The sequence below is a fragment of the Salegentibacter lacus genome, from assembly GCF_020164555.1.
Taxonomy (GTDB): Bacteria; Bacteroidota; Bacteroidia; order Flavobacteriales; family Flavobacteriaceae; genus Salegentibacter; species Salegentibacter lacus.
The window spans coordinates 15,210-30,664 of the sequence record NZ_JAIQZB010000005.1 but is presented as its reverse complement, the minus strand read 5'-3'; the positions used below and the strand labels follow the sequence as shown (position 1 = coordinate 30,664).

Genomic DNA, 15,455 nt, shown 5'->3' with positions numbered 1-15,455 from the left:
GGGGCTAAAGAATACCCCGTGCTTTAATTTCTAGATATTTATTAATGGCGTTAATACTTAGATTTTCGGGTTTGGTGAGTAAGGTATTAATCCCGTGTTTCCGTAGCTCTGCCGCCATTATTTTTTTATCGTGCGTAAAACTTTCAGCGATCACCTGGTGAGCCATATCAGTAGTATTATCAGGCTTACTGGCTATAATTTTTTCCAGCTCTGTATTTTCAAAAAATATCACCACCAGCACATGCTTTTTATTGATGGCCTGCAAATAGGGAAGCTGTCTTTTTAGTGCCGAAATATGCTCAAAATTAGTATATAACATCAGCAAACTACGCTGGGTGATCCTTTTACGCAAATTACTGTAGAGCATATTAAAATCTGAATCTGGGAACTGCGTATTTATATTATACAAGCGTTCCATAATTTGCTGCAACTGGCTCAATTTGGCATTTGCCTTTAGAATACTTTCAATTTTAGCAGAAAACGAAATTAATCCTACTTTGTCTTTTTTCTTAAGTGCAATATTAGAAAAAGCGAGGCTGCTGTTAATTGCATAATCCAGCAAACTCAAGCCATTAAAAGGCATTTTCATTACCCGGCCGGTATCTATAATGGAATAGATGGGTTGGGCTTTTTCATCCTGAAACTGGTTCACCATTAGATCGCCTTGTTTAGCGGTGGCTTTCCAGTTTATAGTGCGCACATCATCTCCCGGAACGTATTCTTTAATTTGTTCAAATTCCATAGTATGCCCAATCCTTCTGATTTTCTTTAGACCGGGTTGTGATAAGCGATTATCTATGGCCAGAAAATCCAGTTTTTTCATTTGGATAAAGGAAGGATAGACTTTCAGCATTTGTTGATCACCAAAAACCGACCGTCTTTTTACCAGACCAATTTTTGTGAAAACGTAAATATTTAATTTTCCGAAGAAATATTCACCGCGGGTAACAGGCCGTAAATAATAGCTGAATTTTTCAGAAGCACCGGCACGAATTTTCAGCTGTTTTAAAAAATCCCGCTTTTGAAATTGTACAGGAATTTCATCTATAATTTCAGTGTAAACCGGGAATTTATAATTGTTTTCCAGAATGATTTCCACTTCGTTATCATCTGAATTCGAGAGTTTCTGCGGAAGAATTCTTTCAGCATTTATTCGGTTAGATTTATAAAGACTTACCAGATCGGCGAGAAACAGAAGCAATAAAATAAGGCTTAAAACCCAGGTAAATCCGTATATAAAATCAAAGAAATACGAAAATAGAAAGAGTAGGGCGATGGCAAAGATCGCATAGAAAAAACGTTGATTTAGATATAAAGATTTAAAGAATTGGAGCACTAACGTGGAATTTCAACAGATTGCGAGATCATTTCTATTACTTCTTTGGCAGTAATTCCCTCCATTTCCCGATCGGGGCTAATAATTAGTCGGTGCGCCAGAACTGGATTTAAAGTTTTTTTGATATCCTCAGGAATTACAAAATCCCTACCGTTTATAGCAGCAAAAGCTTTTGAAGCATTCATCACCGCGATAGAAGCCCGGGGAGAAGCGCCAAGGTAAACGTGAGAATGATTACGAGTTTTCCCCACAATACTGGCAATATAATGCATCAGTTTTTCTTCTACTATAATTTCCTGGATCTGGCTTTTTAACTCGTTTAGATTCTCAGGATTCAAAACCGCTTCTATTTGTGAAACGGGAAGCACCCCTTTGCGCTGGTGATGTGTTTTTAAAATATCTACCTCGTCTTCAAGACTCGGATAGTCAACTTGAATTTTAAATAAAAACCTATCTAACTGGGCTTCGGGTAACGCATAAGTTCCTTCCTGTTCAATAGGATTTTGGGTAGCCAGAACCATAAATGGGGCTTTAAGATTGTGCTGCATCCCGTCTATGGTAATTTGACGTTCTTCCATCACCTCAAACAAAGCCGCCTGGGTTTTAGCAGGAGCGCGGTTAATTTCATCGATTAGGATAATATTGGAAAAAATAGGACCTGGTTTAAATTCAAATTCGCCTTTTTGAGCATTTAAAACCGAAGTTCCCAGGACATCGCTCGGCATCAAATCTGGCGTAAACTGAATTCGACTAAAATTGGTGTCCAGGCTTTTGGCGAATAGTTTTGCGGTTAAGGTTTTGGCAACTCCTGGCACGCCCTCAATTAAAACGTGGCCGTTAGAAAGCAGGCCGGCGATTAATAATTCTACAAAATCATTTTGGCCCACAATTACTTTAGCCAATTGATTCTTTAATCTTGAAACAGCTTCTTTAAGGTCGTCTAAAGGAATACGACTATCAAAATCTAGCGATTCGGTTTCTTTATTTTCGTAGTTTTCCATCGGAATGTGATTTAAAATTATTTATTGCCTCAGAAAGTTCGTGAAACTCGCTTTTCCCGGCATTAGTATTGTTTGAAATTTTCTCCATTTTAGCAAAAAGTTCCTTTCCTAAAGCTAAACTATTTCCAGATTTTGCAGCCAGTAAGGTATGGAATTCTTCGTCTATGGTTTTGGTAGAAATTTTATAATGAACCCTGATATATTCTAAAAATAAATTGATTTTTTTCGTGATCAATTCTCCGTATTCCTTCTCTTCTAAATAGAGGTTCCCGACAGTTTTTGCATATTCATAACTCTGATTTTTAAGAGGATTTACTATTGGAATTGCCCGTTGTTTTCTTTTTCCTTCAAAAATAATAAACAAAACACAGCCGGACAGTAAGAAATAATACGCCCATTTAAGTCGGTTATCACTAAGTAAAATATAAAGCGGAGAGGAATAAAATGTTTTTCCTGCCTTATAATAATTATCTAAAAACACCGGTTTTTCCTTATTTATATAAGCCAGGATGTTTTCAGCATATTTATAATTCTGGTCAGTTAGTAAAAAGTAATTTCCAAACGCTTCAGGGGTGTTGTGAAGGTAAATTTTTCCTTTCCCGAAATCTGATCTTGCAAAATTAGGTTGGCTGCTTTTCTCATCTCCCTGGATATTTATCTCACCCAGAATTTCAATTTTTGCGCTATCTTTTTGATGAAAGAAAAGTGAGGAAAATTCATTCTTAAACTGAAAATCGGTTTTACTTTTTAAGACTGAATTTTCAAAATTTACCTGTGGTTTTGAGCTCAGGTCGTTTTTTGGAATAAAAACTTTGGTTTCTAAATGAAGCGTATCTAATAAGGCTTGACTTATGCCTCTTGCAGAAACAAACAATTCATTTCCTTTAGTTACCCAATCAAGCAGCTTATCCAATTCGTCTGGATCAAAATTCACGGCATTATTCAGAAAAAAATAAGTACCGTTTTCCAGGCTATCAGAAAGTTTTTCGAATGGGGGAACACCAATTTCTTCAAACTCCCATTTCTCGGTATTCTTCCAGCTTTCATAAAAAACAAAACTTCCCAGTGGGATTTTATCATCGCTCATATAACTGGGCGTCCAGTTTACCGGTTCCGGTTCTGTGGCTTCCAAATAAGTAAGAAAAATTACCAGGAGCAAGAAAAAACCGAAAAATAGCTTTGATGTTTTACCCATTATCTCCCGTTTTCAGGTTGTTTTCCATTTGGGTAAATTCCCTGTTTACCTTCTCAAAACGTTCTTTTGAAAGTTCAAAATCTCCATACCAGATAAAGTCGTAGAGCCTGGTGATTTTTGTAAACTGATTTTTAATTTCATTTTCTTTTATTTCGTTGATATAATCTTCGTTTGTTTTTTGAAATCTATAGGAAATATGCTCCTTTTGATCCAGCAAGCGCAGGCTCTTTAAATATAAATATCGAACCGCCAACCGATAATTTTGGTTGCGAATCGCTTCATCAATTAAAGAATAAATATCAGCCGATTTTACGATATCTTCTTCTTTTTTAAGATTCACTTTTCCGGTAATAGGTTCAGTCATCACAGCATTTCCGGGATTTAAACGAATAAAAAGCCAGGTGATCAAGCCAAGCACTAAAATTAGAAGAACGTAAGGTAAGGCCGTAAGAACAGCGTTCCAGAAAGCGTTGGTTTGGTAATCACCAAAAAGCCATTGTAAAAAGGCATTCCATTTGAGGTTAACCCATCGTTTCAAGCGTGTCCACCAGGAATCTTCTTCAATTTTTTCTAAATAGTCAAAGGCTTTATCTGCTTTATAATTTTCAATGTTTTCAGTATCAAAATCCGCTTTTTCCAGTTTCTCTTCAGAAAAATTCTGAATTAACTCCGTAGAATCAGCAACTGCTTGATCCTGCGCAATTAAATTTCCGAAGAAAAGAAAACTGAAAAGAAGTAAGACTTTAATCATTAATCGTTTTTACCAAGGTTTTCAATGCTTTCGTAGGCGCCGGTAAAATATTTTATTTCGTTTAAATTATAATACACAAAAGCAACCCCAATTGGCGTAATGGCATAAAGCAGGTATTGAATCGCAGACGCAATAATGGTTAAGGTGAGATAAACCCAATCAAACATATCAGCCACATTCGCTGCCGAAGCGGAGTTTTCTTCCATGATGGTAAACATTTTTATAAACGTATAAATTAGCACAGGCAGTTGAAAAATAAGGCTAATGATATACACGATAAGCCAAATTAGAAAAAGGCTTATAAAACTCATCCACCAATTATCTTTTACCAGGCGAAAACCTTCAGAAATACTGCCGCCAATACTGTCACTTTTAAAAACAAGTACCGCAGCCGCAATACTAAGCGGAACACTAAGGTAAATCCCGGGAATTATAAATATTATAAGTCCGGCGAAAATTAAAATCCAGGTTACGGCACCTAGTCCAAACATTTTTCCTAAATCTTTTTTAACGCCCTGTTTAACTTCCTGGTGGCTGGTTTCACCATTATTACTTACATAAGATTTTATAAAATGAAATGCCGCTACATTCATCACCGAAAAATATAAGAGCAAACCAATCATTAATAGACCAAACCCAATGAAAAACCCACCATCCTGATTGAACATTAAGGAGTTTCCCACCGTAGTATAAGAATAATAAGCCACGGCCGCTATTAAAAGCAAAAACGCCGGCCACGAAATTTTCATAACGCTTGTAAAATAAGCCTTATAATTTTCACGTATAAACTTAAACGTATAGCTAATAATATCGCCCAGCTCCCGCTGTTGCTTAAAATCAATGTAATCCTGTTTCATGAATTTGTTGTTGTTTATGTAGATAAATGGGATAAAAGATATAGTAAAATAGAATGAGTGCTAAAGAGCTGCCAATAATTAAAATTGCCAGCCAGTCGGGCATTTGGGTTATTCGGGTTACAAAGCCTTCCAGAAATCCTGCTATAATAAAAAACGGAATGGTACTAATCACTATTTTAAGTCCGTTTTTAACTCCTTTTACAAATGAAGTCAGGCGGGTGTAGGTGCCAGGAAAAAGTATGCTTTTTCCAACAACAAGCCCGGCGCATCCTGCAATAATTATTACTGAAATTTCTATGGTTCCGTGAATCCAAATTGTTCTGGCAGATTCCCAGAGTAAACCCTGGTCGTAAAAAAAGTATTGAAAAGATCCCAGCATCACTGCGTTTTGCATTAAAATAAACACCGTGCCGATTCCGGCCAGGATTCCCATACTAAAAGCCATTAACGAAACCCGAATATTATTAATGGTAATGCCCAGGAACATATCGGTTTCAGACATTTTTTTATAAACCGCCATAGGATCGCCTTCAGCAATATTCTGCAGCGTCATATTCACATAAGCATCACCTAAAATACTTCTCACAAAAGTATGATCTGATGCAGCTGAAAAAGCGCCCGCTGCAGAAAAAAGCGCGAAAATTAAAAAGCTTAGCAGTAATTGCTTCTGAAATTTATAGAAGAATAGCGGAAATTCTGTTGTAAAAAATGTGACAAATCGGTTTTGTGATTCCTTCTTGTTCTTATAAATCTTTTGATGTGTTGAAGCCGCTAACTGGTTTAAATAGGTGGTTGTGTTGCTGTTGGGATAAAACGTTCTGGAATAGCTTAAATGGTCGCTAATTTCAATATAAATATTGGAGAGCTGCTCTGGCCGCAGCTTATTTTTATTTTGAAGCAGGCTTTCAAACTTAAGCCATTTATCCTTATTTTGCTTCACAAAAGCCGCCTCTCGCATGGTTTTTCTATTATGACTCAAAGAAACAGATTAAATGGATAATTTTCAAATTGAAACCGCTCAAAATATAAGTATTAATCAGAATGTTGCGAGTGTAGGCGATCGTATCCTCGCTTTTATCGTAGATATATTTATTATTGGGTTGTATATAGTGATAAGTTCGCTTGCATTGGCCGGCACAGGATTAGATGCAGCAGGGCAGTGGGTTTATTACCTGGTTATGGGCTTACCTTCTCTTTTATATTATTTATTATGGGAAAGTTTATATAACGGCCAAACCCCCGGAAAAGCTGCTTTACAAATTAGGGTCGTGAAATTAGACGGCAGCAGACCCGCTTTTGCTGAATATTTAATCAGGTGGTTGTTACGTTTTATTGATATCTCTATTAGTAGTGGTGCGATCGCGGTGGTAACTATTTTATTAAACGGAAAAGGACAGCGTCTGGGCGATCTTGCGGCTAAAACTACCGTCATTTCAGAAAAACCAAGAACTAATTTAAATCGAAGCCTTGCTGTAGATGTACCTGAAGGTTACGAACCCAAATATCCGCAGGTGAGTGTTTTAAAAGATGCCGATGTGCAGAATATTAAAAACCTGTACCAAACCGCGAAAAGAAGTCATAATCACCGACTTATTTTATCGCTTTCAGAAAAACTAGCAGAATTACTGGAAACCCAACCAAAGGAATCACCGATGGAATTTATTCAGCAGGTGATTACCGATTATAATTATTACACCCAGCGAGCCTAATCCCTCATTGAGGGTTTAATTATCCGATGCTTGCCTCGAAATTTTAAAATAGTTTTCCGATCCATACCTCGCGGACTTGCACCGAGGTCTTAATTTAATTGATTATTTCGACATCCATTTCCACGTTATCAATAGGCCATTCAGATTGGCCGGTTTCAACCTGTGCTATTTTTTCGGCTACATCCATTCCTTTAGTAACACGTCCAAAAACCGTGTGATCATTATTTAAATGCGGGGTTCCGTTTTCTTTTATTACAATAAAAAATTCAAAAGGAGAAGAAGCTTTACTTACGTTCTGCTCGCTATATTTCGCAGCTGAAAATGCGCCGTAGGTATGTTTATGCCCGGCATCAAATTCACTGGGAATAAGATAATCACCTATTGAAGAACGCATTCCAGGAGTGGCTTTATTATCTGAATTTCCACCCTGTACAACAAATCCCGGTGCTACCCTGTGAAAAAAGGTGCTGTTAAAATAACCTTCTTTTACCAGCATTATAAAATTGGCGCGGTGTAGGGGAGTGTCTCTAAAAAGTTCTACTTCAATATTCCCAAAACTGGTAACAATTCTAACCCGGTTTTCAGGATTTTCCTTCCCGTATTGGGTTAAAAAAGGAATCAATTCTTCTTGGGCAATAGGAAACTCCTCGTTGCTTTGAATGGAATCACTTTGGTAAGATACTTCTTCAGCTTTACTATATTTCGCTTTCAGGGAATCTAATTTAGAGGTTTTCTGAGTTACTTCTTCTTTATCTGAAGCCTTTTCCGAAGTGTTTTTACTGGAAGATTCCTTATCTTCACAACTTGCGAAAAAAAGAATTAGAAAAAGATAAACGAAAGCAAGCGAGTTTTTCATGGATTTTCAGGATTTTAAAGACAGGATACCAAAATTAAAAAAAATTGTCCTTCCGGGAGAAAAGGCGCATCATAAATTAGTGCCCGGCAACCGCATTGAAGAAATGAGAAATCTTGATATTGATAGTCTTAAGCCTAATAAAGCCGGGGTTATGGCTGTTTTTTATCCTGATAGTTTCGGAAAAACCCACCTGGTTTTAATTTTAAGAAAAACTTATAAAGGCGTCCATTCCAATCAAATAGGGTTTCCGGGTGGCCGCGTAGAACCTGAGGATGAGAATCTTGAACAAACAGCATTACGCGAAACCGAAGAGGAAGTGGGAATTCCCAGGAATAATATTGAAGTAATAAAAGAACTCACCCGCTTGTATATTCCGCCGAGTAATTTCTGGGTGCAACCTTACTTGGGCTTGCTGGAAAAAACCCCGATTTTAATTCCGCAGGAAAGCGAGGTAGAGCGAATTTTAGAAGTAGATTTAGATCATTTTCTAGATCATTCTAATTTTATAAATCAGGAATTAAGCACGAGCTATTCAAGTAAAATGATTGTTCCGGCATTTAAATTAAACGAACAGGTGGTTTGGGGTGCTACGGGGATGATGCTTAGCGAAATACGAGAAATATTTAGAAAAAGCTTTTAAAAACTAAGAATTACTATATTTGCGCGGCTTAATTTTTAAGGATTGTTCAAAGGAACTTATTTATAACGAATTTTTTAGGTGAATAAGAACTGAAATTTAAACTATGGGATTATTTAAGAAAAATCCATTTGGGCATTATTTAATTGTGAAGAAGTGGCTTATCCGTATTTTTGGATTACTAAGTCACCGCCGTTATCGCGGCTATAATGAACTGAGCATTGAAGGCTCTGATATCATTAAAAATCTTCCAGATACCAACGTACTTTTTGTTTCCAATCACCAAACCTACTTTGCTGATGTAACCGCAATGTTTCACGTTTTCAATGCAAGTCTAAGCGGAAGGGTAGATTCCATTAAAAACATAGGTTATATCTGGCAACCAAAACTTAATATTTATTACGTTGCAGCCAAAGAAACGATGAATGCCGGTTTAATTTATAGAATTATGGCATATGCGGGAGCCGTTAGTGTAGAAAGAACCTGGCGCGCAAAAGGCGAAGAAGTGGAGCGCACTGTAAATCCAGACGATACCAAGAACATAGGAATAGCCCTTGACGACGGTTGGGTGATTACGTTCCCACAGGGAACTACCAAGCCTTTTAAACCCATTAGAAAAGGAACCGCCCATATCATAAAACAATACAAACCGATTGTAATTCCTATTGTGATCGATGGGTTTAGGCGTTCTTTTGATAAGAAAGGAATTAGGATCAAGAAACGCGGCATTTTGCAGACTATGCAAATTAAAGAGCCTCTTGAAATAGATTACGAAAATGAATCTATAGAAGATATTGTGAGTAAATTGGAATATGCTATAGAGCAGCACTCCTCTTTCCTTAAGGTTATTCCTTCTGAAACGATTCAAGAAATGGAAGAATTAAACAAGAAAAGGGAATATTAGTATTAATTATTCCGAACCCGGAAAAAGAAAAATTTGCAACCCAAACGCTATTTTTACCTTATTAAAGTTCAGTATTTAGGTTACCGTTTACACGGCTGGCAAAAACAGCCAAATGTAAAAACGGTAGAAGAGTTAATTTCAAAAACCCTGCGTTATGTAATGCCTGAAGAGCGTTTCAAAATTTTAGGCACCAGCAGAACCGATGCTATGGTTTCAGCACAGGAATCGGCATTTGAGTTGTTCCTGGATTACAAACCGCTTTTAGATTTCGATGAATTTTTAAAGGAATTTAACCTGAATTTACCCCAGGATATTAGGGCGCTTTCCATAACTGAAGTAGATTCAAAATTCAATATCATTCAGCATCCAAAACTTAAAGAATACGCTTACCTATTTAGTTTTGGAGAAAAGAATCATCCCTTTTGTGCACCTTTAATGGCCAATTTTCAATTTGACCTTGATATTGAATTAATGAAAAAAGGAGCCAAACTTTTTGAAGGTAAACACCAGTTTCGAAATTACTGTGTGCGGGTTTCAGAGAACAGCACCTTTGAGCGTGAGATCGTAAAATCTGAATTAATAGAAAATACCGAAATTACCGCTAGTTTTTTTCCTCAGCAATCTTATATATTTCATATTCACAGCGCCGGATTTTTAAGACACCAGGTTCGGTTAATGATGGGCGCCTTATTACAACTTGGTAAAGGAGAACTAAGTTTAGAAGATATAGAAAACAGCTTAAAGCCCGGTGTAGAAATGCAAATGGATTATATAGTACCGGCTTCAGGCTTGCTCCTTAATAAAATTGGGCTCGAAGATTTTTAAACTTTTGCTTCTTGTTTTTCTAAAACCGCTAAAGCCAGCCTAATAGTGCCATAATCTATCGCTTCTTCAAAATGCTCAAAATATGGTTTTAAGCCTTCGGGATTTTCAAGTTCTGTTTTTGCTTTTTCAACAGCCTCAAAATCTGATTTAGAAATATATTTCATAGGTTCTACATCTTCATTTTCGGCATATAATTTTGCTAAATGTGAATAGATGGTTGTTAGGGCCAATTCCCGTTTCTTTGCGATTTCTTCCAGGCTTAAATCTTCGTTTAATAAACTGAGTGTAGCCTTATAAGTATTTGCTTTTTTACGTTTTTTGGTAGTTCTTTTTTCTTTGCTGAAAGCTATGATTTCTTTAATAAATTCATATCCGTAATCCTGCATTTTTTGCCTTCCCACGCCGTTTATCTGAAGAAATTCATCATCGGTCATAGGGCGGGATTTTTCCATTTCTTTTAAGGTAGCATCGTTAAAAATGAGGTAAGCAGGGATTTCTTCTTCTCTCGCAATTTTCAGCCTTAACTGTCTTAATTTTTCAAAAAGGGAATTCTCTGCAGCTTTCTCTGAAACTTCGGTTTCCTCACGGCGTTTCAGTTTTTTACGATCAGGAACTTCAGCGAGTTGCACTTTTTCTCCTTCAAAAAGTACATTTTTTGCCAGTGCAGTGAGCTGTAAATTATTGCCCCGATGAAATGCAATTTCTACATATCCCAGATTGATAAGTTGAATAATATATTGTTGCCAGTGGTGCCAGGATATATCTTTCCCAATCCCAAAGGTTTTAATTTCATGATAGTTTTTGCTGAAAACACCTTCGTTCTGTGAACCGCGAAGCACATCTATTACCAAAGTAATCGGTTCGTTTTCTTTTAGCCTGAAAATACAGGAAAGCGCTTTTTGTGCGATGATGGTCCCGTCAAAAAACTGTGGGGGATTCTTACAAATATCGCAGTTGCCACAATCTTCCTGTTTTAATTCTCCAAAATAACTCAGGAGAATTTTTCTCCGGCAACTTAAAGCTTCAGAATATTGCTTCATCCTATCCAGTTTAGCCAGCTGGACTTCCTCGTTTCCTGAATTTGAAGCGAATTTTTGCAGCTGTACTACATCGGCATAACTATGGAAAAGCATAGTGTCTGAAGGCAAACCATCCCGCCCCGCACGACCAATTTCCTGGTAATAACCTTCCAGGTTCTTAGGCATATTATAATGAATAACCCAGCGAATATTAGATTTATCGATACCCATCCCAAAAGCGATGGTGGCACAAATAATCTTTGAATTATCGTTGATAAAATTATCCTGGATCTCGATGCGTTTTTCTGCCGGTAATCCTGCGTGATAAGCTTCAGCTTCAAAACCTTTTCGTTGCAGTTTTTCAGCTATTTCTTCGGTGTTTTTTCTGCTTAGGCAATAAATAATTCCGCTTTCTTTTTTCCGGTTTTTGACGAAATTGGTGATTTGTTCAAAGCGTTTAATTCCCGGACGAACATCGAGGCTAAGGTTTTTCCTGTCAAAAGAAGCGATGTGCTTTTCGGCATTAGGAATATTTAATTGCTTGCAAATATCTTCCCGTGTAGCTTTATCGGCAGTTGCGGTTAGCGCGATCATTGGGGTAGTGGGGAAGCGATTTTTTAAATAGCCCAATTGCGTATAGGCCGGTCTAAAATCGTGACCCCAGCTGGAAATACAATGTGCTTCATCTACCGCGATCAAACTTATTTTGCCATCACTCATTAAACGGTCTACAAACTGTAAACTTTCAGGGGCTACGTAAAGTAATTTTAATTCTTTGGAATCAATTTTTTTAAAGATTTCCTGCTGCTGGCTTTCGGTTTGGCTACTATTCAAAAAAGCTGCAGGAACTCCGTTAGCGGTAAGTCCGTCAACCTGGTCTTTCATCAAGGCGATAAGCGGGGAAATCACCAAAGTAATTTCTGGAAGTAGAATTGCGGGAAGTTGGTAACAAATTGATTTTCCGCCACCGGTGGGCATAATCACCAGGTTGTCTTTTCCTTCAAAAACCGAATGGATGATCTTTTTTTGAAGCGGTCTGAAACTGTCAAATCCAAAATATTCTTTAAGCGTATTTAAAACCCGGGTACTTTCCATAGTTGCAAAGTTAGGGCAAAGTGACAATTCACAAACCCGATTGCATTTAAAATATGGAAAACACCTATTTTAAAAGCTGGGTCTCGCTAATTTTAATTTACCTGTGAATACCTAATGTGCTAATAAACTTTAAAGATCGTAAGCCACATAAGCTTGGTTTATTACTCTAAATTCAGCATTTTCATCGGTTACATTTTCAAAGGCCTGGTAATCTATCCAAACAAAACCATTGTCGCCCCAGGCTTCACCCCAGGAATTTACAACCTTGAAAGCACTTACTTCGTCATCAAAACCAATCACTAACATGGCGTGACAGGTTACGTCATCATAATCTACCGTATGTGTGCGGTAGGCGCTAAGGCCAAAACTATCGGTTTTTCCAAACTCAGGGGAAAGTACTGCGCCTATAATAACTGGTTGTTGCTGTGTGATTAGTGTTTTCATTTCAGCAAGCATATTTTCTCCGCTTAAACTTTTAAAATCGGATATTCTTGCTTCGGCGGCAGCTTCAATTACAGCTTCGTCGGGTTGAGATTCACATTCAGTTGCGGTATATGGGAAAAGTTCTAAAACTGCTACGCCCTGGTCTTCTATTAAGGAAAGTGTTTCGGGAATGGAAGTCCCGCCGCAATCCTCGTCGGTGAGTTGGTTATATGTATAAGACGGACTAAATATAGTAGCTTCAGAATAAGGTAAATCTGATTCAATTTTCTCCTGATAAGATTTCATATAGTAACTCGTTGCCCAGGAAACACAAGACCCTAATTCGCCCTGGTCGCCTACTGGTGGGAGATTTTCCGAAAGATCAAATGCTGCGGGTAAAGTATCAGGAAGAATCAGGCCTTCCAGTAAATTTTCAGTATCTATATTGTAGGTGCCGTTTCCGGTGCATTCAAGTCCGGTAGAATATATCTCCCCATCTTCAGAAATAAATTGATTTTCGGTTTCTTGCGGGATTTCAGGGATTGCGGGGTTTTCACCTCCGGTATCTAAATCGTCTCTATCAGTATAACATCCTGAAAGGCTCAATGAGAACACGAGCAGTAAAATTTGAATTTTTTTCATAACAATTTGAGGTGTTTTAATTCGACATCATTCAGAAAGAAATTTTTAAATTTATTAAATCAGTTCCTATTTCTTCTGAAACCTTTCAACATATGATAGCAATAAACATACTAATAATGTCGCCATTATGGAAATAAAGATTATTTAAGTTCAATTGCTATTGGTAAATAAAAAGAAATTAGTCGCTACACTAGAAAATATGTACATTTGCAGCCGCAAAAAATCATTACTATGAAAGCCGGAATTGTAGGATTACCAAACGTAGGAAAATCGACTCTTTTTAATTGTCTCTCTAACGCAAAGGCGCAGAGCGCGAATTTTCCTTTTTGTACCATAGAACCTAATGTGGGAGTGGTTAACGTTCCCGACCCAAGGATTCAACGATTGGAAAATTTGGTTAAACCTGAAAAAGTACAACCGGCCACTGTAGAGATTGTGGATATTGCAGGTCTTGTAAAAGGAGCGAGTAAAGGCGAGGGGCTTGGAAACCAGTTTCTGGGAAATATTCGTGAAACTGATGCAATTCTACACGTTTTGCGTTGTTTTGAGAACGACAATATTGTACACGTAGATGGTTCTATAGATCCTATAAGAGATAAAGAAACCATAGATATGGAACTTCAGCTTAAAGATCTGGAAACTGCAGAGAAGAAGTTGGAGAAAGTGAAGCGTGCCGCCCGTACCGGTAATAAAGAAGCGCAGAAAGAAGAAGCTGCACTAAGCAAGGTTAAGCAAGGTTTAGAAGCTGGGAAATCAGTTAGGGCTATAGATTTAACCGAAGAAGAAAGAAAAGATTTTATAAAACCACTTCAGTTTATTACCGATAAACCGGTGATGTACGTTTGTAATGTAGATGAAGGTGCAGCAGTAGACGGCAACGCACACGTAGATCGTGTAAAGGAAGCGGTAAAAGAAGAAAATGCTGAAGTTTTGGTACTTGCCGTAGGAACTGAAGCTGACATCACCGAGCTTGATGATTTTGAAGAGCGACAAATGTTTCTTCAGGATATAGGATTGGAAGAGCCTGGTTCTGCAAAATTGATTCGCGGGGCTTACGAGCTTTTAAACCTCCAAACATATTTTACCGCGGGAGTTAAAGAAGTACGCGCCTGGACCATTCCTGTTGGATCTACCGCGCCACAAGCAGCCGGTGTTATACATACCGATTTTGAAAAAGGATTTATTCGCGCAGAGGTTATTTCTTACGCCGATTTTGACAGTTTTGGAAGTGAAGCCAAAGTGAAAGAAGCCGGTAAAATGCGGGTAGAAGGTAAAGAATATATTGTACAGGACGGCGATGTGATGCACTTTCGTTTTAATGTATAAATCCCATTTTTTTAAGATAATTTTGTTATTTCCGCATTTATTAATTTAGATTTAACTAAAATTAGAATTTTCTCTAAATTTTTAGAAATAGTTTATCATTCGTGCTAGGCTCAGCTCTCATTTATTTGCTAATTTTAAGTGAACAACCAAAATTGTAAATGATGAAATTGAGAAAGAATTTTAAACCTACACTTATAACTCCGGATTTTATTAAGAAAACCGGACTAATAATCCTCGCATCTGGTATAATGTTTTCCTGTAATGATGGAAATAAAAAAGATGAAGAGGTAGATATCGAATTTGATCAAACTATGGAAGCGGAGGAAGATACAACCTCTAATTATGCCTATGAAGGCAACGCCGTAGCCGACTATCTAACTTATATAGATGGTGATGATGAATACGAAGAAATGCAGGAAGAAATTGATCCTGAAACAGCTTTGCAAAAATTCGCAGCAGCCGTTTCTGAGAGAAGTAGAGCATTTGGTCTTGATGCCAATGAAAAACTGGAAGTTATTGGTGACAGTTTAAGTAATCCTGTAGATGATATGGATACCCAATTGGAAACTGCCCTTGCTTCTTTAGAAAAACTTCAGGAAAACGCCTACGAAGAACTTTCAGGTGAAGTTGATGAATTGAAAGCCGAACTTGAAGAGATAGATATGCAGGCCAATGATGCAAAAGAAAAGCTACGTGCTTTCTTTAACAACGCTGCAGATGTAATGGAGGAAATGGATGCACCAACTTCTGAAGGAACAATAGGAATTAATCCCGGAGCAGTAGATGAGTCAGATTACAGTCAGGAACCGGATACTATTGACGTAGATCAATAGATAAAAAAGTATAAATTTTATTAGAACCGCCTTTTGGGCGGTTCTT

The 15,455-nt window shown here is 37.5% G+C and carries 15 protein-coding genes; 6 read left to right on the top strand and 9 right to left on the bottom strand.

All coding sequences use genetic code 11. The annotated features are described in order from the left end of the window. Window positions 1–4: 4 nt before the first annotated feature. Genes LB465_RS04905 through LB465_RS04880 form a run of 6 tightly spaced genes read right to left on the bottom strand, consistent with a single transcriptional unit; the run spans window position 5 to window position 6,098 of the window. Window positions 5–1,336: a DUF58 domain-containing protein gene (locus tag LB465_RS04905; protein ID WP_224467683.1), complete on the bottom strand. Its 1,332-nt coding sequence runs from the start codon at window positions 1,334–1,336 to the stop codon at window positions 5–7. Beyond that, window positions 1,336–2,337 (bottom strand): AAA family ATPase, encoded by a 1,002-nt coding sequence (locus tag LB465_RS04900; RefSeq protein ID WP_224467681.1) that lies wholly within the window; start codon window positions 2,335–2,337, stop codon window positions 1,336–1,338. Before LB465_RS04900 ends, LB465_RS04905 begins: the two co-directional genes overlap by 1 nt. Next, entirely contained in the window at window positions 2,318–3,532 is a 1,215-nt protein-coding gene (locus LB465_RS04895; RefSeq protein ID WP_224467679.1) for a DUF4350 domain-containing protein, read from the bottom strand. The genes LB465_RS04900 and LB465_RS04895 overlap by 20 nt, the downstream gene beginning before the upstream one ends. Next, the gene (locus LB465_RS04890; protein WP_224467676.1) at window positions 3,525–4,283 is read right to left on the bottom strand and encodes a DUF4129 domain-containing protein; all 759 of its coding nucleotides are present in this window, start codon (window positions 4,281–4,283) and stop codon (window positions 3,525–3,527) included. Before LB465_RS04890 ends, LB465_RS04895 begins: the two co-directional genes overlap by 8 nt. Then, entirely contained in the window at window positions 4,283–5,140 is an 858-nt protein-coding gene (locus LB465_RS04885; protein ID WP_224467674.1) for a hypothetical protein, read from the bottom strand. Before LB465_RS04885 ends, LB465_RS04890 begins: the two co-directional genes overlap by 1 nt. Continuing rightward, the gene (locus tag LB465_RS04880; protein ID WP_224468051.1) at window positions 5,121–6,098 is read right to left on the bottom strand and encodes a stage II sporulation protein M; all 978 of its coding nucleotides are present in this window, start codon (window positions 6,096–6,098) and stop codon (window positions 5,121–5,123) included. The genes LB465_RS04885 and LB465_RS04880 overlap by 20 nt, the downstream gene beginning before the upstream one ends. Before the next feature lie 34 nt (window positions 6,099–6,132). Here LB465_RS04880 and LB465_RS04875 point away from each other — a divergent pair, with 34 nt between their 5' ends. Then, a complete protein-coding gene (locus LB465_RS04875) occupies window positions 6,133–6,849 on the top strand; it encodes an RDD family protein (protein ID WP_224467672.1) in 717 nt (238 codons plus the stop codon). A 94-nt stretch (window positions 6,850–6,943) separates the two neighbouring features. Here LB465_RS04875 and LB465_RS04870 read toward each other — a convergent pair whose 3' ends face one another. After that, window positions 6,944–7,705 (bottom strand): peptidylprolyl isomerase, encoded by a 762-nt coding sequence (locus LB465_RS04870; RefSeq protein ID WP_224467670.1) that lies wholly within the window; start codon window positions 7,703–7,705, stop codon window positions 6,944–6,946. On the opposite strand from LB465_RS04870, the gene LB465_RS04865 reads away from it, so the two are divergent. From LB465_RS04865 to LB465_RS04855, 3 genes are all read left to right on the top strand, one after another. Continuing rightward, complete coding sequence (locus LB465_RS04865) at window positions 7,704–8,345, top strand: NUDIX hydrolase (RefSeq protein WP_224467668.1); 642 nt, start codon at window positions 7,704–7,706, stop codon at window positions 8,343–8,345. The genes LB465_RS04870 and LB465_RS04865 overlap by 2 nt on opposite strands. A gap of 103 nt (window positions 8,346–8,448) precedes the next feature. Further along, window positions 8,449–9,246, top strand: a complete 798-nt coding sequence (locus LB465_RS04860) for a lysophospholipid acyltransferase family protein (RefSeq protein WP_224467666.1) — start codon at window positions 8,449–8,451, stop codon at window positions 9,244–9,246. Window positions 9,247–9,279: 33 nt separating this feature from the next. Next, window positions 9,280–10,071 (top strand): tRNA pseudouridine synthase A, encoded by a 792-nt coding sequence (locus LB465_RS04855; RefSeq protein WP_224467664.1) that lies wholly within the window; start codon window positions 9,280–9,282, stop codon window positions 10,069–10,071. Here LB465_RS04855 and recQ read toward each other — a convergent pair. Next, complete coding sequence (recQ, locus tag LB465_RS04850) at window positions 10,068–12,185, bottom strand: DNA helicase RecQ (protein ID WP_224467661.1); 2,118 nt, start codon at window positions 12,183–12,185, stop codon at window positions 10,068–10,070. The genes LB465_RS04855 and recQ overlap by 4 nt on opposite strands. 129 nt (window positions 12,186–12,314) lie before the next feature. Continuing rightward, window positions 12,315–13,250 carry a C1 family peptidase gene (locus tag LB465_RS04845; RefSeq protein WP_224467659.1) on the bottom strand — a complete coding sequence of 312 codons (936 nt, stop codon included), beginning with the start codon at window positions 13,248–13,250 and terminating at the stop codon, window positions 12,315–12,317. 231 nt (window positions 13,251–13,481) lie between these two features. Here LB465_RS04845 and ychF point away from each other — a divergent pair, with 231 nt between their 5' ends. Both ychF and LB465_RS04835 read left to right on the top strand, forming a co-directional pair. Beyond that, window positions 13,482–14,576, top strand: a complete 1,095-nt coding sequence (ychF, locus tag LB465_RS04840) for a redox-regulated ATPase YchF (protein ID WP_224467657.1) — start codon at window positions 13,482–13,484, stop codon at window positions 14,574–14,576. A 158-nt stretch (window positions 14,577–14,734) separates the two neighbouring features. After that, window positions 14,735–15,409 (top strand): hypothetical protein, encoded by a 675-nt coding sequence (locus tag LB465_RS04835; RefSeq protein ID WP_224467654.1) that lies wholly within the window; start codon window positions 14,735–14,737, stop codon window positions 15,407–15,409. The last annotated feature ends 46 nt before the right edge of the window (window positions 15,410–15,455 follow it).